The 20,978-nt window shown below is 72.7% G+C and carries 19 protein-coding genes; 6 read left to right on the top strand and 13 right to left on the bottom strand.

Features of this window, described 5'->3' with window-relative positions; all coding sequences use genetic code 11:
• The first annotated feature begins 38 nt into the window (after positions 1-38).
• A complete protein-coding gene (locus OHA72_RS49775; protein ID WP_327003102.1) occupies positions 39-1,514 on the top strand; it encodes an NCS2 family permease in 1,476 nt (491 codons plus the stop codon).
• Here OHA72_RS49775 and OHA72_RS49770 read toward each other — a convergent pair.
• Positions 1,471-2,736, bottom strand: coding sequence for an alpha/beta hydrolase (locus OHA72_RS49770; RefSeq protein WP_327003101.1), 1,266 nt, complete (start codon positions 2,734-2,736; stop codon positions 1,471-1,473). The two genes, OHA72_RS49775 and OHA72_RS49770, sit on opposite strands and share 44 nt — an antisense overlap.
• 34 nt (positions 2,737-2,770) lie before the next feature.
• Here OHA72_RS49770 and OHA72_RS49765 point away from each other — a divergent pair, with 34 nt between their 5' ends.
• The 3 genes from OHA72_RS49765 to OHA72_RS49755 are packed head-to-tail and all read left to right on the top strand — an operon-like array spanning position 2,771 to position 6,522.
• The gene (locus OHA72_RS49765; protein WP_327003100.1) at positions 2,771-3,304 is read left to right on the top strand and encodes a helix-turn-helix domain-containing protein; all 534 of its coding nucleotides are present in this window, start codon (positions 2,771-2,773) and stop codon (positions 3,302-3,304) included.
• A 10-nt stretch (positions 3,305-3,314) separates the two neighbouring features.
• Positions 3,315-4,526, top strand: a complete 1,212-nt coding sequence (locus OHA72_RS49760; RefSeq protein ID WP_327003099.1) for an AfsR/SARP family transcriptional regulator — start codon at positions 3,315-3,317, stop codon at positions 4,524-4,526.
• A 34-nt stretch (positions 4,527-4,560) separates the two neighbouring features.
• Positions 4,561-6,522: an ATP-binding protein gene (locus tag OHA72_RS49755; protein ID WP_327003098.1), complete on the top strand. Its 1,962-nt coding sequence runs from the start codon at positions 4,561-4,563 to the stop codon at positions 6,520-6,522.
• On the opposite strand, the gene OHA72_RS49750 is transcribed toward OHA72_RS49755, so the two are convergent.
• Both OHA72_RS49750 and OHA72_RS49745 read right to left on the bottom strand, forming a co-directional pair.
• Positions 6,477-7,256 carry an ABC transporter permease gene (locus OHA72_RS49750; RefSeq protein WP_327003097.1) on the bottom strand — a complete coding sequence of 260 codons (780 nt, stop codon included), beginning with the start codon at positions 7,254-7,256 and terminating at the stop codon, positions 6,477-6,479. The two genes, OHA72_RS49755 and OHA72_RS49750, sit on opposite strands and share 46 nt — an antisense overlap.
• Positions 7,253-8,224, bottom strand: coding sequence for an ATP-binding cassette domain-containing protein (locus OHA72_RS49745; protein ID WP_327003096.1), 972 nt, complete (start codon positions 8,222-8,224; stop codon positions 7,253-7,255). The genes OHA72_RS49750 and OHA72_RS49745 overlap by 4 nt, the downstream gene beginning before the upstream one ends.
• A 206-nt stretch (positions 8,225-8,430) precedes the next feature.
• Between OHA72_RS49745 and OHA72_RS49740 the strand changes: the two genes are divergently transcribed.
• Positions 8,431-10,158, top strand: coding sequence for a methyl-accepting chemotaxis protein (locus OHA72_RS49740; protein WP_327003095.1), 1,728 nt, complete (start codon positions 8,431-8,433; stop codon positions 10,156-10,158).
• Between the two features lie 172 nt (positions 10,159-10,330).
• Positions 10,331-11,068, top strand: coding sequence for a hypothetical protein (locus tag OHA72_RS49735; RefSeq protein ID WP_327003094.1), 738 nt, complete (start codon positions 10,331-10,333; stop codon positions 11,066-11,068).
• Here the strand turns inward: OHA72_RS49735 and OHA72_RS49730 are convergent.
• The 10 genes from OHA72_RS49730 to OHA72_RS49685 all read right to left on the bottom strand — a co-directional run bounded on the left by OHA72_RS49730 (position 11,043) and on the right by OHA72_RS49685 (position 20,947).
• Positions 11,043-13,172, bottom strand: coding sequence for a chemotaxis protein CheA (locus OHA72_RS49730; RefSeq protein ID WP_327003093.1), 2,130 nt, complete (start codon positions 13,170-13,172; stop codon positions 11,043-11,045). The two genes, OHA72_RS49735 and OHA72_RS49730, sit on opposite strands and share 26 nt — an antisense overlap.
• A complete protein-coding gene (locus tag OHA72_RS49725; RefSeq protein ID WP_327003092.1) occupies positions 13,169-13,450 on the bottom strand; it encodes an STAS domain-containing protein in 282 nt (93 codons plus the stop codon). The genes OHA72_RS49730 and OHA72_RS49725 overlap by 4 nt, the downstream gene beginning before the upstream one ends.
• A complete protein-coding gene (locus OHA72_RS49720) occupies positions 13,447-13,815 on the bottom strand; it encodes a response regulator (protein WP_327003091.1) in 369 nt (122 codons plus the stop codon). The genes OHA72_RS49725 and OHA72_RS49720 overlap by 4 nt, the downstream gene beginning before the upstream one ends.
• Before the next feature lie 10 nt (positions 13,816-13,825).
• On the bottom strand, positions 13,826-14,863 hold the full coding sequence (locus OHA72_RS49715; protein WP_327003090.1) for a methyl-accepting chemotaxis protein: 1,038 nt from the start codon (positions 14,861-14,863) through the stop codon (positions 13,826-13,828).
• Positions 14,856-15,914 carry a protein-glutamate methylesterase/protein-glutamine glutaminase gene (locus OHA72_RS49710; protein ID WP_327003089.1) on the bottom strand — a complete coding sequence of 353 codons (1,059 nt, stop codon included), beginning with the start codon at positions 15,912-15,914 and terminating at the stop codon, positions 14,856-14,858. Before OHA72_RS49710 ends, OHA72_RS49715 begins: the two co-directional genes overlap by 8 nt.
• A gap of 168 nt (positions 15,915-16,082) precedes the next feature.
• The gene (locus tag OHA72_RS49705) at positions 16,083-16,598 is read right to left on the bottom strand and encodes a chemotaxis protein CheD (RefSeq protein ID WP_327003088.1); all 516 of its coding nucleotides are present in this window, start codon (positions 16,596-16,598) and stop codon (positions 16,083-16,085) included.
• Positions 16,591-17,427, bottom strand: a complete 837-nt coding sequence (locus tag OHA72_RS49700; protein ID WP_327003087.1) for a CheR family methyltransferase — start codon at positions 17,425-17,427, stop codon at positions 16,591-16,593. Before OHA72_RS49700 ends, OHA72_RS49705 begins: the two co-directional genes overlap by 8 nt.
• Positions 17,424-17,981: a chemotaxis protein CheW gene (locus OHA72_RS49695; protein WP_327003086.1), complete on the bottom strand. Its 558-nt coding sequence runs from the start codon at positions 17,979-17,981 to the stop codon at positions 17,424-17,426. Before OHA72_RS49695 ends, OHA72_RS49700 begins: the two co-directional genes overlap by 4 nt.
• A 104-nt stretch (positions 17,982-18,085) precedes the next feature.
• Complete coding sequence (locus tag OHA72_RS49690; RefSeq protein ID WP_327003085.1) at positions 18,086-18,421, bottom strand: hypothetical protein; 336 nt, start codon at positions 18,419-18,421, stop codon at positions 18,086-18,088.
• Between the two features lie 129 nt (positions 18,422-18,550).
• On the bottom strand, positions 18,551-20,947 hold the full coding sequence (locus OHA72_RS49685; protein ID WP_327003084.1) for a glycoside hydrolase family 3 N-terminal domain-containing protein: 2,397 nt from the start codon (positions 20,945-20,947) through the stop codon (positions 18,551-18,553).
• Positions 20,948-20,978 lie beyond the last annotated feature (31 nt).

The raw sequence follows: 20,978 nt of genomic DNA, 5'->3' as shown, positions 1-20,978 counted from the left end.
CACGCGCGTCAGGGGTACCCGACTGCCTGGGAGGCTTCATGGCTGAACCGTCCGCCGCTGCGGATTCCACCGCGACCCGCAGCGCGCCGCGCAACGGCTTCGACCGGTTCTTCGACATCAGTGCCCGCGGCTCGACGCTGAGCCGGGAGATCCGCGGCGGGCTCGCCACGTTCTTCACGATGGCCTACATCGTGGTGCTCAACCCGCTCATCCTCAGCAGTGGCGTGGACAGCACCGGCGGCAAACTCGCGATCGCCGCGGTCGCCTCCGCGACCGCCCTCGTCGCGGGGGTGATGACCATCCTCATGGGGGTCGTCGCCCGCTTCCCGCTCGCGCTCGCCGCCGGGCTCGGCGTCAACGCGCTCGTCGCGTTCGAGATCGCACCGCAGATGACCTGGGCCGACGCCATGGGCCTCGTCGTCATCGAGGGGGTGCTCATCGCCGTCCTCGTGCTCACCGGCCTGCGCACGGCCGTGTTCCGCGCCGTACCCACGCAGCTCAAGACCGCCATCGGGGTCGGCATCGGGCTGTTCCTGGCGCTCATCGGCTTCGTCGACGCGGGCTTCGTGCGACGCGTGCCCGACGCGGCCAACACCACCGTCCCGGTCGGGCTCGGCATCGGCGGCAAGCTGATCAGCTGGCCGGCGCTGGCGTTCGGCGTCGGCCTGCTGCTCACCATCGTGCTGGTGGTGCGCAAGGTCCGCGGCGCGATCCTCATCGGCATCCTCGTCTCCACGGTGCTCGCGATCATCATCGAGGCGATCGCGGAGGCGGGCCCGTCATTCGTGGACGGCAAGCCGAACCCGAAGGGCTGGAGCCTCAACGTCCCCGTCCTGCCGGACAAGGTCATCGACAAGCCGGACCTGTCCCTTCTCGGTCACTTCAACGTGCTGCACTCGTGGCAGACCGCCGGGGTTCTGATCGTGATCATGTTCGTGTTCACCCTGCTCATCACCGACTTCTTCGACACGATGGGCACGATGGTCGCGGTCGCCCAGGAGGGTGACCTGCTCGACGCGGAGGGCATGCCGCCGCGGACCCGGGAGATCCTGCTGGTCGACTCGATCGCCGCGGCGGCCGGCGGTGCGGCCAGCACGTCGAGCAACACCAGCTACATCGAGAGCGCCTCGGGTGTCGCCGAAGGCGCGCGCACCGGCGTGGCCAGCCTGGTGACCGGCGCGCTGTTCCTGGTGGCGATGTTCTTCGCGCCGCTGGTGACGGTGGTGCCGTTCGAGGCGGCGTCGGTCGCGCTGGTGGTCGTCGGCTTCCTGATGATGACCGCCGTGCGCACCATCGACTGGTCCGACTACGAGATCGCGCTGCCGGCGTTCCTCGCGATCGTGCTCATGCCGTTCACGTACTCGATCTCCAACGGCATCGGCGCCGGCGTCGTGTCCTACGTGGTGATCAAGGTGGCGGCGGGCAAGCCCCGCGAGGTGCACCCGCTGCTCTACGGCGTCGCGGTGCTGTTCATCGTGTACTTCCTGCGCGGCCCGCTGGAGCTGCTGACCTGAGCCAGCCGGCGACGAGGTCGACGACGGCCGGGTCGAGGTGCTGCGGCGCCTCGTACTCGGCCGGCGTCGACGGGCCGCTGCCGGGGAAGAACAGATGGTTGCCGGCCTCGTGGACGTGGAAGGTGACGCCGGGGCGGTGCGCCAGCCCCGACCGCCACCGGGCGAGGTCGTCGGCGACGGTCACCTGGTAGTCGCGGCCGCCCTGGACGAGCAGCATCGGCACCTCCAGGGACGCCGCGGCCGCCACTGGGTCGTAGTCGCGCTGATCCAGCCAGTACGAGGCGGGCAGGCTCAGCGGCAGGTCGGCGGCGGGCGTGGCCGGGGTCAGGCCGGGGCCCTCGACCAGTGCGGCCTGCCGGGTGACCGCCTCGACGGCCGCGTCGGACTCCGGGCCGGGGCGCAGGGCGGCGAGGTGCCGCACGACGCGCACGGCCGAGCGCTGCAACGGCTGCGCCTCCCCGGCGAGCAGGACCAGACCGGCGACGGCGGGCTGCGCCGCGGCCACCCGCGGGGCCACCTTGCCGCCCATACTGTGCCCGAGGACGAAGACCCGGCCGGCGTCCACGCCCGGCTCCCGCCGCAGGAGGTCCACGGCGGCGACGGCGTGCGGCACGTACTCGTCGCGCATGGTGAAGCCGGGCGCCATCACCCGCGGGTGGGTGTGGGTGACCTTGTCGAACCGCAGGACCGCCACGCCGCTGCTGGCCAGCCCCCAGGCCAGATCCTTCAGTGGCTTGTTCGCCCCGGTGGTGGCGTCGCGGTCGAACGGCCCTCCGCCACCGAGCAGCACGACACCGGGATGCCGGCCACGTCCGCGTGGCACGCTGGCGGTCCCGCCGACCGCCAAGGGTCCGGCGCCTACGGTGACGTCGTGCTCGGCGAACCGGCGTGGCCTGGCGTAGCGGGGCGGCGTCCACGCGGCGGTGGTCCCCGGCGCGAGCCGCAGCCCGTGCAGCAGGCCGGCATCGTCGACCGACGTGACGACGACGAGGCCGCCGCGCTCGCAGGTCACCGGCACGCTGACCCGGACCAGGCCCGCCGGCATGGCCTCGGTCACCGGTGTGCCGACACCGCGGACCTCGCCCCGCCGATCGATCTCCACCTGCCACGCCACCCGGACGGTCTCGGCGGAGACCACTGCCCGCAGCGGCGGCGCGAACAGGGCCTCCAGCGCCTCGAAACGGCCGGCCCGCAGCAGCTCGACCACGTCCACCTTTCTCATGCTTGCGAACGGTAGCACATGTAAGAATGGTGGGATGGACCCGCTGGAACTGCTGGCGCACCCCGCCAGGCTGCGCGTCGTGCACGCCCTGCGCGGCGGCCGCACGCTCACCACGTCGCAGCTGTGCGACCGGCTCCCCGACGTCTCCAAGGCCACCGTGTACCGGCACGTCGACCTGCTGTGCGACGGCGGCGTCCTCGAGGTCGCCGGCGAGCGCCGGGTCCGCGGCGCCGTCGAGCGCCACTACCGGCTGCGCGAGGACCGGGCCGTCATCGACGCGGGCATGCTGGAGTCGCTCACCCTGGACGACTACCGGCGCAGCTTCGGCATCGCCATGGCCGCCCTGCTCGCCGAGTTCGACGCCTACCTCGGCCGCGACCACGCCGACCCGGCCGCGGACCTGGTCGGCTACCGGCAGCACGCGCTGTGGCTCAGCCGCGACGAGCTGCTGGAGCTGATCGGCGAGCTGCGCCGGGCCATCGTGCCCCGGCTGGCGAACACCGCGACGCCGCAGCGGACGCAGTACCTGCTCAGCCCCATCCACTTCCCGATCGAGGCCGCTGACTAACCTTGGGACCGTGGCCGTCGAGCTGATCCTGCTGGGGCGGGTGTCCTACCGGGGGCGGGAGATCGTCGGGCCCCGGCAGTGCGGCCTGCTCGCGCTGCTCGCGGGCGACCTGCGCACCGGCTGCGGCACCGCCCGGCTGGTGGACGGCCTGTGGCCCGACGAGCGGCCGGAGCATCCGGCGAAGGCGCTGCAGGTCATCGTCTCGCGGGCCCGTGCGCAGGCGGGCGCCGACATCATCGTGCGCACCGCGGGCGGGTACCGGTTGGTCGTACCGGCGCCGCAGCTGGACACCGCCGCGGCGCTGCTGCACGCCGCCGCGGCCGAGGAACTGGCCCGTGCCGGGGACCACGGCGGCGCCCTGGACCGGGCCGAGGAGGGCCTCGCGCTGTGGGCGTCGGCGGAGCCCGGTGACCCCGATGGCACCGACCCGCTGTCCGTGCTGCGCGCCGAGCTGCAGCAGACCCGCCAGTCGCTGCGCGCCGCCCGCGCCCTCGCGCTGTCACGGCTCGGCCGGCCCGCCGAGGCCGTCGGGCCGCTCACCGACCTCGCCCGGCAACGGCCCCGCGACGAGGCCGTCCTGCTGGAGCTGCTGCGCGCCGAGGCGGCCACGGCCGGGCCGGCGGCGGCGCTGGCCAGGTACGGGGCCTACCGCGGGCAGTTGCGCGAGGAGCTGGGCACCGACCCCGGGCCCGCCCTGCAGGACGCCCACCAGCGGTTGTTGCGCGCCAAGGCGCCCGCTGGCGTCCCGCACGAGCCCAACCCGCTGCTGGGCCGCGACGACGACATCGCCGCGGTGACGGCGCTGCTGGCCACCTCGCGGGTCACGTCCGTCGTCGGCACCGGCGGGCTGGGCAAGACCCGCCTCGCGTACGCGGTGAGCCGGCAGGCACGCCAGCCGCTCGTGCACCTGGTCGCGCTCGCCGGGGTCGCCGCCGACGCCGACGTCGCGCAGGAGGTCGCGGCATCGCTCGGCGCCGGGCCGGCGCTGCTGGTGCTGGACAACTGCGAGCACGTGGTGCAGGGCGTGGCCGACCTGGTCCGGTCGCTGGTGGCGGCGACCCGGGACGTGCGGGTGCTGACCACCAGCCGCGCGCCGCTCGGGCTGTCGTCGGAGTCGGTGTACCCGCTGCCGGAGCTGCACCCGGACGCGGCCGTCGAGCTGTTCCGGCAGCGGGCGCGCGGCCCGGCCCGGCGCCGACCTGCCCGGGGACGCGGTCCGTGACCTGTGCGCCCACCTCGACGGGCTGCCCCTCGCGGTGGAGCTCGCGGCGGCCCGCGTCCGGGTCATGTCGGTGCCCGAGATCGCCCGCGGCCTCGACGACCGGTTCGCGCTGCTGCGCGGCGGGGCACGGGACGCACCGCCGCGGCACCGCACGCTGCACGCCGTCATCGACTGGAGCTGGAACCTCCTGGAGCCCTCGGGCCGGGCGGCGATGCGGGCGCTGTCGGTCTTCCCCGGTGGGTTCACCGCCGCCGCCGCCCGCCACGTCCTCGGCGACGGCGACGTCATGGCGGTGCTCACCCAGCTCGCCGACCAGTCGCTGCTGAAGGTCACCGACACCGGTGCGGGCACCCGGTTCCGGATGCTGGAGACCGTCCGCGAGTTCAGCACCGCGCACCGTTCGCGGTCCGGCGGGACCGGCCACGCGGTCGACGGGCTGATGGCGTGGGCCCGGGAGTTCGCCACCACGCACGCCGGTTCGGTCTTCGGCGCCGACCTCGTCCCGGCGGCCGAACGGATCCGCGCCGAGCAGGACAACCTCATGCTGGCCCTGCGCCACGGGCTCGACCGCGGCGACGGCCCGACGGTCGCCGCCACGGCGGCGGTGCTGGCCGGCCTGTGGTCCGTCGAGGGCAACTTCCTGCGGATGACGGCCCTGACGAGGGACGCGACGTGGATCCTGTCGCACGTGCGGCCGACCCCGGCGACGGCGGAGGTGACCCACACGGCGGTGCTGCTGTGCGCGCTGAACGACATGCTCATGCGGGCACCGCTGCCGCGGCGCCTGCTGGTCGCACTGCGCCGGCTGCCGGCGGTCCCGCCGGGCACGCTGGTCGGCGCCGCCGACACGGTCGTGCGGACCCTCATCGTGGACCCGGACGGGCTGCGGGCGCTGTGCGACAGCGACGAGCCGCTGCTGTCCGGGGTCGCCAACGGCGCCGCCAGCTACCTCTACGAGCAGCAGCACGACGCCGAGGCCGCGCTGCTGGCCGCCAGGGCGATGCTCGCCGCGTTCGGCGGCTGGGCGACGCCGTGGATGCGGGCCGTGGCGCACTCCCGGGTCGGTGAGCTGTGCCTGCAGGTCGGCCGCGGCGAGGAGGGCGGCGCGCACCTGGCCGAGACCCTCGCGGTGCTGGACGGGCTGCGGCAGCCCGGCGTGTCCTCGAGCGCCTCCCGGGTACGCGGTGCGATGGCGCTCGCCAGCCTGCAACGCGGTGCCCTCGACGAGGCGGAGCAGTGGCTGGAGCACGCGGGTGAGGGCGACATGGCCGCCGACACGTACATGTTCGGCTCGTCGGTCCGTGCGGAGATCCTGCTCGCCCGCGGCGACGTCGACGCCGGGCTGCGGCTGTGGCGCCGGGTCGCCGACCGGCTCCGGGATCCGGCCGGCATCCCCCGGGAGCTGCCGGGCTCCGTGGCGTGGGCGGTGGAGGTCCAGGCCGCGACGGTGCTGGCGCACGCGCAGCACGACCGGCTCGACCTGGTGCGGCACATCGCCGGTGACCTGCCGGGGCTGCTGTCGCGGCTGCTGCCCGTGCCGGGCGACGAAACCGACGTCGGCGACCCGATCCGTGGTGCGCTGCTGCTCGCCCTCGCCGCCGTCGACCTGGAACGGGGGCGGCGCACCGGTGACGGGCGCGGCGCGGCGTCCGCGGCGCGGCTGACGGCGCTCGCCGAGCGTTTCCGGTTCATGCGGGAGTTCCAGCCGACGATGCCCGCCGCGTACGCGCGGCTGCGCGACGAGCTCACCGCCACCGCCGCCTATGCCGCGGCGGTGACGGCGTACGCCGGCCTGGACCGCGACGCGCTGCACGACGCCGCGTCGGCGGCCCTGCGGGCGCGCCGCGGGCTCGCGGCGGGGAGCCCGGCCCCACGGCCGGGGAGCACGACCCCGTGGGGGAGCCTGCCCCCACGGCGGGAAGCGCGGCCTCGCGGCCGGGGAGCCTGGCCTCACGGACGCGGCGGCCGGCTGAAGACCGCGCGGGCCCACAGGTAGCCGGCGAGCGCCAGGCCGGCGCACCAGGCGACGGCGACGATGCCGCGCCCGCCGACCGGGGTGTCCATCAGCAGTCCCCGTACCGTGTCGATGATCGGCGTGAAGGGCTCGTTGTGGGCGAACCAGCGCACCGGCCCCGTCATCGACTCGGTCGTGACGAACGCGCTGCTGACGAAGGGCAGCACCTGCACGATGAGCAGGAAGCCGGTCGTGCCCTCCGCCGTGGGCGACGCCAGCCCGATCGCGACGGCCAGCCAGGTCAGGGCAAGGACGAGCAGCAGCAGGACGCCGGTCGCGGCGAGCCACCGCACCGGGTCGCTGGTGGGCCGGAACCCCATCAGCAGCCCCACCCCGATGACCAGCGCCATGCTCACCATCGTGCGGATCGTGGCCGCGAGCACGTGACCGGTGAGCACCGCGCTGCGGGCGATCGCCATGGTGCGGAACCGGTCGATGATGCCTTCGGCCATGTCCTTGTTCACGGCCAGGGCGGTCGTCGAGGCGCCGTAACCGACGGTCACCAGCAGGATGCCCGGCACGATGTAGTCGACGTAGCCGCCGCCGTGGGCGATGCCGGCGCCGAGCGCGCCGCCGAAGACGCCGACGAACAGCAGCAGCAACAGCACCGGGATGGCCAGGGAGGTGACCATCGAGGCCGGGTACCGCAGCGTGTGCCGCAGGCTGCGGCGCAGCATCGTGGTCGAGTCGGCCACGGTGTGGGTGAGTGTGCTCATCGCGCGGTCTCCTGCTCGGTCATCGGTGCGGTGTTCGGGCTGCCCGTCAGGGCGAGGAAGACGTCGTCGAGGTCCGGGGTGTGCACGGACAGGTCGGCGACCTCGACCGAGGCCGCGTCGAGCCGGTCGAGCAGCGCCCGCAGCGACCCGACGCCGCCGTCGCCGGGCACCCGCAGCGTGAGGGCCTCGTCGTCGCGTGCGGCGCCGGGCCAGACGCGGGCGGCGGCGTCGAGCCCGTCGGCGTCGGCGAACCGCAGCCGGATGTGACCGCCCGGGATCTGCCGTTTCAGCTCGTCGGCGGTACCGGCCGCCACGACCCTGCCGTGGTCCAGCACGGCGATGCGGTCGGCGAGGGCGTCGGCCTCCTCCAGGTACTGCGTGGTCAGGAACACCGTCACGCCACCGGCGACGAGCCGCCGGATGATCTGCCACATGGTCCGCCGGCTGCGCGGGTCGAGCCCGGTGGTCGGCTCGTCGAGGAAGATGACGCTGGGGTCGCCGACGAGCGTCATCGCCAGGTCGAGCCGGCGCCGCATCCCGCCGGAGTAGGTGGCGGCGGTCTTCCTGGCCGCGTCGAGCAGGTCGAACCGGCCCAGCAGGTCCGCGACCCGTCGCCGGCCCTCGGCCCGCCCGAGGTGGTGCAGGTCCGTCATGAGCAGGAGGTTCTCCTCGCCCGTGAGCAGCGTGTCGACCGCCGAGAACTGGCCGGTGACGCCGATCGCGGCCCGCACGGCACCGGGCTCCCGGTCCAGGTCGTGCCCGGCGACGGACACCTGCCCGGCGTCGGGCCGGATCAGCGTGGACAGGATCCGCACCGTGGTCGTCTTGCCGGACCCGTTGGGCCCGAGCAGTGAGAAGACCGTCCCGCGCGGGACGTCCAGGTCGATGCCGTCGAGGACCACGTGCTCACCGAACGACTTGCGCAACCCGGTGGCCACGATCGCCGACGGGGACGGGGTGGTGGTCACGTCCCTCCTTCCCAACCGTCGCTGTGGCGCGGTCCGCCACGACTGCACCGATCGTGCCGGGGCCGGCATTCACCGTGGTTTCACCGGATTTCAGTCGCCTTCCGCCCGATCGGATGACGCGAGGTTCGTCGCGGAAATACTCAGACGTTCGCGGTGCCGCGCCGATGATCAGGGAGCATGATCCAACTCCTGAGGAGGCCCAGGACATGGCTGACGCAACCGGCGACCGCCGCCGCTCCGGATTCCGGGACCTTTCCGTCGCCTGGAAACTGGGCAGCCTGGCCGGCGTGGTGTCCGTGCTGCTGCTCGCGATCGGGATCTTCGGGCTGGTCCAGCTCGGCAACGCCCAGGAACGTCTCGACGTGCTGTACAACAAGAACCTGCGGACCGTCCAGATGGTCAACGACGTCGGCGGGGATTACAAGGACCTCAGGTTCCTCATCCGTGAGCTGGCGCTCGCGCAGACCACCGCGGACAAGGACGCCGTCGAGCAGAGGCTCAACGCCACCGTCGAGGCGCTGGACGAGAGCTGGCAGACCTTCGACGCCCGCGACGCGCAGAGCGGCAAGGCCGACCGGGAGTCGTTCAACGCCGCGTGGAAGTCCTACCAGACGGTGCTCACGGAGCAACTGATCCCACTCGCCAGAGCCGACAAGTACGCCGAGTTCAACGCGGCGGCCAAGGGCCAGGGAGCGGCGCTCGCCTCGGCCATCGACACGGCGCTGACCAACCTGGTCGAGCAGGAGAACAAGGCCGCGGAGTCGACGCTGGCCGAGTCGAAGTCCACGTACGACTCCTCGCGGATCCTGTCGATCGGGCTGATCGTGGTGGCGCTGGTGCTGGCGTTCACCGTCGTGCAGGTGATCAGCCGGTCGATCTCCAAGCCGCTGAACGAGACGGTCGGCGTCCTGTCCTCGATGGCCGAGGGCCGCCTCGACAAGCGGGTCACGGTCGCGAGCCGGGACGAGGTCGGCCGCATGGGCGCCGCGCTCAACATCGCACTGGACCGCCTCGCCGAGACGGTGAGCACTGTCGTGGACTCCGCGACGCAGCTGAGCAACGCCTCCAGCCAGATCAGCGGCGCCTCGCAGAGCCTGTCGCAGGCCGCCACCGAGCAGGCCGCCAGCGTCGAGGAGACCACCGCCAGCATCGAGCAGATGACCGCCGGAATAGCCCAGAACAGCGAGAACGCCCGCACCACCGAGGGCATCGCGACGAGCGCGGCGACCGAGGCCCACGACGGCGGCGGCGCGGTGCAGAAGACCCTCGACGCGATGAAGCAGATCACCAGCAAGATCGGCATCATCGACGACATCGCCTTCCAGACGAACATGCTCGCCCTGAACGCGACCATCGAGGCCGCCCGCGCCGGCGAGCACGGCAAGGGCTTCGCCGTGGTCGCCACCGAGGTCGGCAAGCTCGCCGAACGCAGCCAGATCGCGGCGCAGGAGATCAGCGAACTGGCCGCCGGCAGCGTGACCACCGCCGAACACGCCGGCGCGCTCCTCGACAAGATCATTCCGAGCATCACCAGAACGTCGGACCTGGTCCAGGAGATCGCGGCCGCCAGCGGCGAGCAGTCCACCGGCGTCCACCAGATCAACATCGCGATGACCCAGATCGGCAAGGTCACCCAGCAGACCGCGTCCTCCAGCGAGGAACTCGCGGCGACCGCCGAGGAGATGGCGGCGCAGACCCATCAGCTGCAGAACATGATGGCCTTCTTCACCACCGACTCCGGCGGTCCGGGCGACCGCCGCGCCACCGCCGGCGGCAACCGCCCGCAGCGCGACGTGTCACAGTCCAAGCCCCAGTCGAAGGGCCTGAACTACAACACCTCCCAGTATGGCGGCAACGGCGGCGGCACGTACTCGCCGCGCTCCGTCGAGGTGAGCGTTCCCGATATCGACGAAAGCAAGTTCGACCGGTTCTGAGGGCCGTGGGGGTTGCGTTCCGGTCGTACAGTCGGCACAGGTGCGCCGGGAAGTCTGGTCGGCAGTCGTCATTGCCTGCCCCGAAGGACCCGACATGCACGCACCCGTCCCCCCCGGCCGCCGCCGGCCCCACCGGACCTCGCCCGCGCCACGACGGCCGGAGGGCTGACCGGTGGGGTCGCACAGTGGACCGGTCCGGGTGTACGGGCCGCCGTGGCTGCGCTGGCCGGGGCCGGACGGCACGGTGAGCATCCCGCTGATCACCGTGGCTGGGCTGTTCGTCGTCAAGCTCACGGCGTTCGAGGACGCCGCCACCGTCATCGTGACCGCGGCCGTCGTGGCCACGCTGTGGGCGCTGCAGTGGCTCAACCGCTGGCGCACACCCCACGTGTCCGTCACCGACCGGTTCCACTGGGAGCGCGCCGACGCCGCGTGCTGGACCGTCATCGAGTACCTGCCCAGGGTGACCTCCATCGACCGCAAGGAGGTCCGGTCCGTGCTCGGCGCGGCCCGCTGGGACCTCGCCCGTGCCTTCGGCGAACAGGAACGCCTGGCGGACATGCAGCGGGCCACCCGCAGTTGCGCGTCGGCCCTGCCGGACGACGACCCCCTGCGCCGCGAGCTCGACCGGCACGACCTGCTGCTGGCCGGGCAGATCAGGTCCGTCCAGGCCACGGCCGGGCAGCGGGTCGATCAGCTGCGGCGGATGGCCGCGCAGTGCACGGCCCTTGCAGCCGCGCGGGCGCGCCGCGAGGGCGGGGACGCCGCGCAGGCACGGCGGACGCTGACACGGGTGGACGCGAGCATCGCGGGGACGGCCGTCGAGGCCGCCAAGGGGGCCGAGGCGGTCCTTGCCGCATACCAGGAACTGGGCGCGGGCCGGGCTACACCAGGACCTGCTCGCGGCTGACGTTCTCGGCGACCAGGGGGCCGACGTCGAGGATCAGCGCGACCTCGCCGTTGCCCAGGATGGTGGAGCCGCTGATGCAGCGGGCCTCGCTGAACAGCACGCCCAGGGGCTTGATGACGGTCTGGAACTGGCCGAGGAGGGTGTCGACGACGAGGCCGGCGCGCTGGCCGGACTGTTCGATGACGACGACGTTCTGGCGGCGGGGCGGGGCGCCCGCGATGTCGAAGATCGTGCGGAGCCGGATGAAGGGCAGGACCTCGCCGCGCAGGTACATGCAGTCGCGCTCGGCCGCGTGAGGGGGCAGCTCGACGCATTCGGTGACGCGGTCGAGGGGGACGATGAACGCCGACGGGCCGACGCCGACGAGGAAGCCGTCGATGATGGCGAGGGTCAGCGGCAGGCGGATGCGGAACGTGGTGCCGGCACCGGCGGCGGTGTCGACCTCGATGGTGCCGCGCAGTTCGGCGATGTTGCGGCGCACCACGTCCATGCCGACGCCGCGGCCGGAGAGGTTCGAGACGGTCTCGACGGTCGAGAAGCCCGGTTCGAAGATGAGGTCGAACACCTCGTGGTCGGTCATGACGGCGCCGGGCTGGACCATGCCGCGCTCGACGGCCTTGCCCAGGATGCGGTCGCGGTTGAGGCCGCGGCCGTCGTCGGCGACCTCGATGACGATGGAGCCGGCGTCGTGGAAGGCGTTGAGGCGCAGCTTCCCGCGGACGGGTTTGCCCTGCCGCTCGCGTTCGGCGCGGGGCTCCACGCCGTGGTCCAGGGCGTTGCGGACCAGGTGGAGCAGCGGGTCGCCGATCCGCTCGACGAGGGCCTTGTCCATCTCCGCCTCGCCGCCGGTGATGACCAGGTCGACGTCCTTGTCGAGGTCGACGCAGACGTCGCGGACGACCCGCTCGAACCGGCGCAGTGTCGTGCCGATCGGCACCATGCGCAGCGACAGCGCGCTGTGGCGGACCTCCTCGACCAGGCGCATCACCTCGCTCTGCGCCTCGTCGTGGCCCTCGTCGTCCCGGCCGTGGATGCCGACACTCGACTGGGCGATGACCAGCTCGCCGACCAGGTCGATGAGCTTGTCGAGGCGGTTGGCGTACACGCGGATGGTCTGCGTCTCCTGCGAGCGGCTGTCGGCGGTCTTGCGCTGCTTGCCCAGGGCCGCGTCGACGACGGGCTTGGGCACCGTCTGCGTCTCGATGAGGATCTCGCCGAGCTGCGGCAGGGTGTCGCCGGTGCGGTTGCGCTCCTGCTGGATCTGCAGCGCCCGCGCGATCTCCAGGTCGGTGACCGCGCCGCTGCGGACGAGCAGCTCGCCGAGGCGGTCCTGGTCGGGCAGGCCTTCGATCACCTTGACGTAGTCGTCCGCCTGGTCGTCGGCGGGCACGATGCTGATCTGGCTGTCCTCGCGGACGAAGTCGAAGACGCCTTCGATGTCGGCCTTCGCCGCGCCGCTGACGAAGTCGACCTCGAAGCCGAGGTAACAGGTCTCCGGGTCCATCAGCTCGGCGTCCGGCAGCGCGTCGGTGAGGGTCGTGACCCGCTCCAGCACGCCCATCGTGGCCAGGTACCGCAGGAACGACAGCGGGTCCATGCCGTTGCGCAGGCTGTCGGGCCCGAACCGCAGGGTCAGCCGCCACGTGCGCAGCGTCTCGTCCGCCTGGACGACGGGATCGGGCGCCGGCGAGGACGAGGACGAGACCGTCAGGAACGGCTGGAGGGCCGCGAGCAGCCGGTCGCCGTCGACGGTCTCGCCGGTCGTCGCGTCCAGTCGGCCGGCGGCGACCCCCTCGACCATGGACGAGACGTGGTCGCCGCACGGCAGCAACGCGCTGACCAGCTCCGCCGACACCGCCAGCTCGCCCTCGCGGACGGAGTCCAGCACGGTCTCCACCACGTGCGTGAACGCCACCAGGTGGTGCAGGCCGAACAGGCCCGCGGAGCCCTTGAGGGTGTGCATGGTGCGGAACAGGGCGTTGACGGTGTCCTGGGCGCTCGGCTCGTCCTCCAGGCCGAGCAGCCCTTCCTCGAAGTCCTGCAGCAGCTCCCGCGCCTCGGTGATGAACGTGTCGAGCGCGTCGTTGAGATCGTCGTCGGTCACAGCGGCACCCCGTCCGGCTCAAGGGCGAGGTGGGCCATGACGAAGACGTCGCGGACGGCCCGGCTCGGCGAGAGGAACGTCAGCGCGGTGCCCCGCTGCGCCGCCTCGCGCCGGGCGGCGAGCAGCAGTTGCAGGCCGGCGGTGTCCAGCTCGGTCACGCCGGACAGGCCGATCCCGGCCGCGGCGGCGCCCTGCTGCAGGAACGTCCGCAGCCGCGCCTGCTGCTCGGCCGCCACGGCGATGGTCAGCTCGCCGTCGAGCTCCAGCAGGGGCGTCACGGCATGATCAGCTTCGAGACCGCCGCGAGCATCTGCGCGGGCTGGAACGGCTTGGTCACCCACGCCTTGGCGCCGGCCGCCTGCGCCTGCCGCTTCTTGTCCTCCTGCGACTCGGTGGTGAGCATGATGATCGGCGTGAACTTGTACGACGGCAGCTTCTTGACCTCCCCGACGAGCGTGATCCCGTCCATGTTCGGCATGTTCACGTCCGAGATGATCAGGTGGATCCGCTTGCCGTCGAGCTGTTTGAGCGCGTCCTGACCGTCGGAGGCGGTCACCACCTCGTAGCCGGCGCCGCGCAGCGCGATGGAGACGACCTGCCGTACCGACGCCGAATCGTCGACGATCAGAATGGTCTTCGACATGCGTGCCCTCCTAGAAGAACGTGATCTCTGATTCGGGAACGGCGGCGGCGGTTCTGGCGCCGGTGTGGTGCGCCTCCCGCTCCTGGTGCATGGTGTAGGTCGCTTCGAGCTCGGCGAGCAGCCCGCGCGGGTCGAGCGGCCGGGACTCGGCGACGACCACGGGCATGCGGCCGATGTTGTCCCTGAGGTGCTCCAGGACCTGGCCGATCCGGTCCTGGAACTGCAGGTTGACGATCGCCTCCGAGACCCCTGAGCGGATGCCGACGGCCGCCTGCTCGAGGCGGTCGGAGGACTCCCGCAGCCCGGCGAACACGGCACCGAGGTCGTCCAGGACCTCGGTCACCTCGGAGTTGGCCCGGGCGACGGCGGCGCCCTCGCGCTCGGTGTCGCCCTCGGCCTTCGTCAGCGCCCCGGCGATCGCCCCGGCGATGCCCTCGACCCGGGCGGCCATCTTCTCGCTCGTCTGGAACGAGCGCTCCGCCAGCTGCCGCACCTCCAGCGCGACGATGCCGAAGCCGGCGCCGGCCTCACCGGCCCGGGCGGCCTCGATCGAGGCGTTGAGGGCCAGGAGGTTGGTCTGCGCCGCGATCTGGGCGACCTCCGCGGTCATCTGCTTGAGGTCGTCGTTGAGGCCGAGCAGCGTCTCCAGGTCCCGCAGCGCCTCGCGTTTGGAGCTCAGCGCGTCGTCGAGGGTGCCGACCACGTTGCCGAGGCGCTGCCGGCCACGGTCGAACGAGCCGCCGCCGTGGCTGTCCTCCAGCACCGCGCTGGAGGAGGCGAGCACCGCGTCGAGGTTGTCGACGATCTGGCTGAACTCGGTGGTGACCGCGGCGACGGCGGTCTCCATCTGGACCCGGGACGACTCGATCTGGCTCGACCAGACCGGCGCGACCGCGGCGGTGAAGTCGGTGACGCTGCGCTCGTAGTCGCCCGGCGCGCCGGCCGCGGCGTCGTCGGCCTGCCCGGCGCGGCGACGCCCGCCCCCGAACCAGTAGCCGGCGCCCAGTCCGGCGGCGAGGGCGAGGGCAGCGATCAGGAACTCAACCATGGGTACGGATCACCTCAGCGATGGCGGTCAGCGGCACTTCCCGGTCGACGGCACCGAGCCGGACCGCTTCCTTCGGCATGCCGTGCACGACGCAGGTCGCCTCGTCCTGCGCGACCGTGAGCGCGCCGGCGGTGCGCATCTCCAGCAGGCCACGGGCGCCGTCGTCGCCCATCCCGGTCATGATGACGCCGAGCGCGTGGCGGCCCGCGACCCGCGCGACGGAGCGGAACAGCACGTCGACGGAGGGCCGGTGCCGGTTGACCGGCGGCCCGTCGCTCACCTTGACCCGGAACCGGGCGCCGTCGGTCAGCAGCTGCATGTGCCGGCCGCCGGGCGCGACCAGGGCCAGCCCCTCCTGGAGGGCATCGCCGTCCGCGGCCTCCCGGACCTGGATCGCGGACAGCATGTCCATGCGTTCGGCGAAGGCGGCGGTGAACTTCTCCGGCATGTGCTGCACGATCACGATGGCCGGGCTGTTGCGCGGCAGCGCCGTCAGCACCGTCTCCAGCGCCTGGGTGCCGCCGGTGGAGGTCCCGATGGCGATGATCCGGTCCGGCCCTGCCGTGAGCGGTGCGGGCCGGGGTGTCGCCGGTGCGGCAGGGGCCGCGGGTGCCGGGCGGGTCAGCCGCGCGACCTTGCCCGCCGCGGCCGCCCTGACCGCGGCCACGATGTCACCGCTGTCGTCGGACATGAACTGCTTCAGTCCCGTTGTCGGCTTCGGTACGACGCCCGCCGCGCCCGCCGCGAACGCGTCCATCGTGGCCCGCGCGCCCCGCTGGCTCAGCGTCGAGCAGATGACCACCGGTGTCGGCCGGGTCGCCATGATCTTCTTGAGGAACGTGATGCCGTCCATCCGGGGCATCTCGATGTCCAGCACGACGACGTCCGGCCAGCTGCGGTTCATCAGCGTCATGGCGAAGATCGGATCCGAGGCGGAGCCGAGCACCTCGATGCCGGGGGTCTCGGCGAGCCGCCGCGACAGGACCTGCCGCACGACCGCGGAGTCGTCGACGATGACGACCCTGATCCCCTTGCCGGTCCCGGCGGTCATGCCGTCGCCTCCGCTGCGCTCCGGCGCCGGCCTGACGGACCGCGCCCCTGATGCCCGGCCTCTCCGCTGCGCTCCGGGCCGGTCATGCCGTCGCCTCCGCTGCGCTCCGGCGCCGGCCTGACGGACCGCGCCCCTGATGCCCGGCCTCTCCGCTGCGCTCCGGGCCGGTCATGAGCCGGCCCGTGCCGTGCGCCGCTCCGTCTGGCGCGCGGTGTGCTGCAGCCAGACGTCGCCGGTGTCCAGCTCGAACACCAGCTGCCGCGATCCCGTGCCGCCCAGGTGCCTGGCGGTGAGGCGGAACCCGTGCCGGCGCAGCAGCCGCATCCCGATCGCGATGTTGTCCTTCGACACGTGCGGCGCCGGCCCGGGGGAGCTGCCGGGGAACTGGTCGCCACCGCCGAACATCTTCGCCTGGTACTCCGCGGGGCGGGTGCCGTTGCGGTCCATCTCGCGCAGGAACAACTGCACCGCGTCTTCGGCATAGCGGCCGTTGGGCTCCGGCAGGTCCGCCGTCGCCGGCGCCGGGCGGTGTGCCAGCAGGTAGTGGCACATGCCGCCGACCCGCAGCCGCGGGTGCCACAGCGTGATCGCCACGCAGGAGCCCAGAACCGTGCGCATGCGGGTACCGGCGGCGCCGAAGTGGAAGTCGCCCGGATTGAGGTACACCTCGGGCGCGCTAGGCATCGTCGGCTCCGGGCACGCGGTAGATCGACGGCTGCACGGCCCGCAGCCGCGACGGGATCCCGTTGAGCGTCTCGGACAGGCTGACGATGAGGTATCCGCCGGGGTACAGCATCTCCTGCAGCCGCCCGATCACCTCCGCCTTCGTCGCGGTCTCGAAGTAGATCATCACGTTGCGGAGCATGATGACGTCGAAGCGGCCGAGCCGGGTCAGGTCCTCCAGGAGGTTCGCGCCGAGGAACGTCGTCCTGGCCCGCAACGACCGGTCGATGGCCATCAGGCCGTCGTACTCGTCGCGGCCCCTGCGGCAGTACCGGCGCAGCAACGGGGCCGGGATCTTCTCCGCCGCCGAGATCGGGTAGAGGCCGGCCGCGGCCCCGGCGACCACCCGCGAGGAGATGTCGGTGCCGACGACCTCCCACGGCACGTTCGGCAGCGTGTCGGCGAGCACCATCGCGGCGCTGTACGCCTCCTCACCGCTGGAGCTCGCCGCGCTCCACAGGCGGAACGGGCGGGTCGAGCGGTGCGCCGGCGCCACGACCTGCCCGAGGAACTCGAAGTGCCGGGGCTCGCGGAAGAAGAACGTCTCGTTCGTGGTCAGCAGGTCGATCGCCTGGCGGGTCTCCGCCGCGTGCTGCGGCGAGCGCAGCACCTGCAGGTACTGCGTGTAGCTGTCCAACCCGAGCTTGCGCAGCCGCTTGTCCAGCCGCCCCATCACCAGCGTCTCCTTGCCCGGTGAGAGCCGGATGCCGGTGCGCTGGTGCAGGAACTCGCTGATGGCCTGGAACTCGGTCGTCGTGATCTCCGTGGGCCCGATCAGTGACGGTGTCATGACTCTTCCGGGATCGCCGTCGCCAGGTCGGCCATGTCGCTCAGCGACAGGACGTGGTCGATGTCCAGCACGATGATGAAGTCGTTGTCCCGCTTCGCCATCCCGCTGATGAAGTCGGCCCGGATGCCGGCGCCGAACGACGGCGCGGGCTCGATGTCCTCCGCCGTGAACGTCTCGACCTTGCTGACCGCGTCGACGAGGATGCCGATGTCCTGGCCGCTGCCGCGGCCGTCGGCCGCTCCGGCGTCGCCGGAGCCGGGCATCCCGCGGATGTGCACGATGATGATGCTGGTGCGCCTGGCGATGGCGGTGGCGCCCTTGGCGAAGCGGATCGCGAGGTCGATGACCGGCACCGCCCGGCCGCGCAGGTTGATGACGCCGCGCACGAAGTCGGGCGTCATGGGCACGACGGTGAGGTTGCGGTACTCCAGGATCTCGGTGATGTGGAAGATGTCCAGCGCGTAGGACTCGCCGTTCAACGTGAACGTCAGATAGCGCGTCGCGTCATCGGCGGTGGCGTCGCCGCGCCCCCGGGCTGCTGCCTCAACGCTCACTGCATCTCCCCTTCCGGGCAACCGCGTGCCCGCCGGCACGCCCGTCAGCAGACCCATCGGCGCCGCCGCGGCGCCCTGAAGGAGAACGTCGGACAGTTAGCCCCTCACTTGCGCGCGACGACCCTGGTGGCCACGATCGTCGCGTTGGTCTGGGTGCCGGTGACCGTCACCTGCATGCCGGCGCGGACCGTGGCGAGCCCGCCGGCCGAGCCGTTGACGACGACGGCGGTGCCCGCGGTCACGTTGAACCTGATCGTTTTGGGCCGGCTGTCCCGGAACCTGTAGGCCCGGTTCACGACCAGCGTCGAGTCCGTGGTCCGGACCGACGCGACGGTCCCGACCGCGGACACGGGGATGGCCGGTGCCTTGGTGGCGGTGGCCACGGCGGTGGTGGCTGCGGCCCACGCGTTGCCCGGCGCCATGAGCTGACCGGCGGCCACGACGCCTGCGATCAGGCCCGCGGCACGGTGATGACGTCGCGACAAAGTTGCCCCCCGGAGTTTGTGCTGGAACCTGAAGGGTCCCGTCCCGGGGTTGCGGCCGCGGTGCCGCCACGGTGCGGGCACGTATCAGAGCAGGGTGCAGGGCGCCCCGCCGAGGGTGAAGGCCGTCGGGCGTGGGTTGCTGCCGGTGTACGTGCCGTTGAAGCCGATCGACACGGTGCCGTCCGGCGGGATCGTCGCGTTCCACGTCTCGTTGCGGGCGGTGACCGTCGCGCCGCTCTGCGACCAGACCGCCGACCAGCCCTGGGTCATCCGCTGCGTCCCGGGGAACGTGAACGCGAGGGTCCAGCCGTTGATCGCGACCGGTCGCGGGTTGCGGATCGTGATGCTGCCGCCGAACCCGCCGCCGCCCCAGTCGTTGACGCCGTACGTGATCTGGCAGGTGGCCGCGTCGCTGCCACCCGGCGTCGTCACGGTCACCGGCGCGGACGCGGGGCCCGCGGCGCCGGTCGCGTCGACCGCGGTCACGGTGTAGGTGGAGGTCGTGTCCGGGGTGAGGCCGGTCAGCGCGTACGAGGTCCCGGTGACCGTCGCCAGGACGGTGCCGGCGCGGGCGACCCGGTAGCTCAGCGGCGCCGTGCCACCGGTCGCGGCGGTCCACGACAGGGTCGCCGACGTGGCCGTGACCGCCGACGCGGTGAGTCCGGTCGGGGCGCCCGGCCCGGCCGGGGTCGTGGTGTAGGTGAGGCCGAACCCGTACGGGAACAGCCCCTCGCCGTCGTTGATCGGCTCCTGGTCGGCGCTGCGCGGCCACGTGACGGGCAGCTTGCCGGTCGGCGCATGGTCGCCGAACAGCACGTCGGCGACGCCGGCGCCCTCGGTGCCGGGCAGCCACGCGGCCACCAGCGCGGAGAGGTCGGGCAGCTGCGCGGTGACGTCGAGCGGGCGGCCGGAGACGAGCACGACCACGACGGGGACGCCGGAGGCGCGCAGCGTCGCGAGGGTCTGCAGGTCGGTGGCGTCCAGGCCGAGAAAGCCGGGCCGGTCGCCCTGCCCCTCCGCGTACGGGCCCTCACCGACGACGGCGACGGCCGCCGCGTAGGAGGCGTCGATGCCGGTGCCGGCGGCGTTGTACGTCACGGTCCGCCCGGGCGCGGCGGCCCGGATCCCCTGCAGGATCGTGGTGCCGGGCGTGGTCGCGCCGGTGCTGCCCTGCCAGCTGATCGTCCAGCCGCCGGACTGCCGTCCGATGTCGTCGGCGGCGCGGCCGGCCACGAACAGCTTCCCGCCGGTCTTCGGCAGCGGCAGCACGCCGGTGTTCTTCAGCAGCACCTGGGACTCGCGGACCGCCTGCCGCGCGACACTGCGGTGCGCGGCGCCGCCGATCGTCGAGGCCAGGCTGCGGTCCGCGAGGGGGTGCTCGAACAGGCCGTACTCGAACTTCTTCGTCAGGATCCGCCGGTTCGCGTCATCGATGCGGGACATCGGCACGCGGCCCGCCTGCACCTCGGCCTTCAACGTCGCGATGAACGACTTCCACTGCGTCGGCACCATCACCATGTCGATGCCGGCGTTCACGGCCCGGCGCACCTCCGACGCGGTGAACCCGGTGCCGCCCTCGATCTGGTCGATGCCGTTCCAGTCCGACACGACGAAGCCCTTGAAGCCGAGCTCGCCCTTGAGCACCGTGGTGATGAGGTAGTCGCTGCCGTGCAGCTTCTGCCCGTTCCACGACGAGTAGGACACCATCACCGAGCCGACGTTGCGGCGGACCGCCTCCTGGAACGGCGGCAGGTGCACCGAGCGCAGCTCGGCCTCGGAGATCTGCGCGTCGCCCTGGTCGACGCCGCCGGTGGTGCCGCCGTCGCCGACGTAGTGCTTCGCGGTCGCGATGACACCGCCGCCCTGGTACCCGTCGATCACCGTCGCCATCGACACCGGCAGCTCGGGCCGCTCGCCGAACGACTCGTACGTGCGCCCCCACCGGTCGTTGCGCGCCACGCACAGGCACGGCGAGAACGTCCAGTCCACGCCGCTGCCCGCGACCTCCTCCGCGGTGGCCCGGCCGACCTGCTGCACCAGCGCCGGGTCACGGGTGGCGCCGAGCCCGATGTTGTGCGGGAAGATCGTCGCGCCGTAGAGGTTGTTGTGCCCATGGACGGCGTCGGAGCCGTACACCATCGGGATGCGCAACGGCGTCGCGAGGGCACCCCGCTGGAACCCGTCGACCATGTCCGCCCACCCGGCCGCGGTGTTCGGCGACGGCGCCGACCCGCCCCCGCTGAGAATGCTGCCGATGCGGTACTGCGTGACCTCCGCCGCGCTGATCGACGCCCGCTCCGCCTGCGTCATCTGCCCGACCTTCTCGTCGAGACCCATCCTGCCGAGGAGGTCCTCGACCCGCACGGCGACGGGTAGCCCCGGGTCCTCGTACGGCGCCGCCGCCCTCGCCGGCTCAGGAAACGCGAGGGCGGCCGCGATGAGCGTGCCGGTGATGGCGAGCACGGGCTTCCAGCGTCGCATCGGGGGTCCTTCCGCAGGGTCCGCCCGACGG

Source organism: Dactylosporangium sp. NBC_01737 (genome assembly GCF_035963215.1).
Taxonomy (GTDB): Bacteria; Actinomycetota; Actinomycetes; order Mycobacteriales; family Micromonosporaceae; genus Dactylosporangium.
Note: the sequence above shows the minus strand (reverse complement) of the source record. Positions and strands in the feature narration are given on the sequence as shown.

Coding starts and splice junctions, on each gene's coding strand:
- OHA72_RS49775 (WP_327003102.1), top strand. CDS start 39: ATGGCTGAACCGTCCGCCGCTGCGGATTCCACCGCGACCCGCAGCGCG.
- OHA72_RS49770 (WP_327003101.1), bottom strand. CDS start 2,736: ATGAGAAAGGTGGACGTGGTCGAGCTGCTGCGGGCCGGCCGTTTCGAG.
- OHA72_RS49765 (WP_327003100.1), top strand. CDS start 2,771: ATGGACCCGCTGGAACTGCTGGCGCACCCCGCCAGGCTGCGCGTCGTG.
- OHA72_RS49750 (WP_327003097.1), bottom strand. CDS start 7,256: ATGAGCACACTCACCCACACCGTGGCCGACTCGACCACGATGCTGCGC.
- OHA72_RS49740 (WP_327003095.1), top strand. CDS start 8,431: ATGGCTGACGCAACCGGCGACCGCCGCCGCTCCGGATTCCGGGACCTT.
- OHA72_RS49720 (WP_327003091.1), bottom strand. CDS start 13,815: ATGTCGAAGACCATTCTGATCGTCGACGATTCGGCGTCGGTACGGCAG.
- OHA72_RS49715 (WP_327003090.1), bottom strand. CDS start 14,863: ATGGTTGAGTTCCTGATCGCTGCCCTCGCCCTCGCCGCCGGACTGGGC.
- OHA72_RS49710 (WP_327003089.1), bottom strand. CDS start 15,914: ATGACCGCCGGGACCGGCAAGGGGATCAGGGTCGTCATCGTCGACGAC.
- OHA72_RS49705 (WP_327003088.1), bottom strand. CDS start 16,598: ATGCCTAGCGCGCCCGAGGTGTACCTCAATCCGGGCGACTTCCACTTC.
- OHA72_RS49700 (WP_327003087.1), bottom strand. CDS start 17,427: ATGACACCGTCACTGATCGGGCCCACGGAGATCACGACGACCGAGTTC.
- OHA72_RS49685 (WP_327003084.1), bottom strand. CDS start 20,947: ATGCGACGCTGGAAGCCCGTGCTCGCCATCACCGGCACGCTCATCGCG.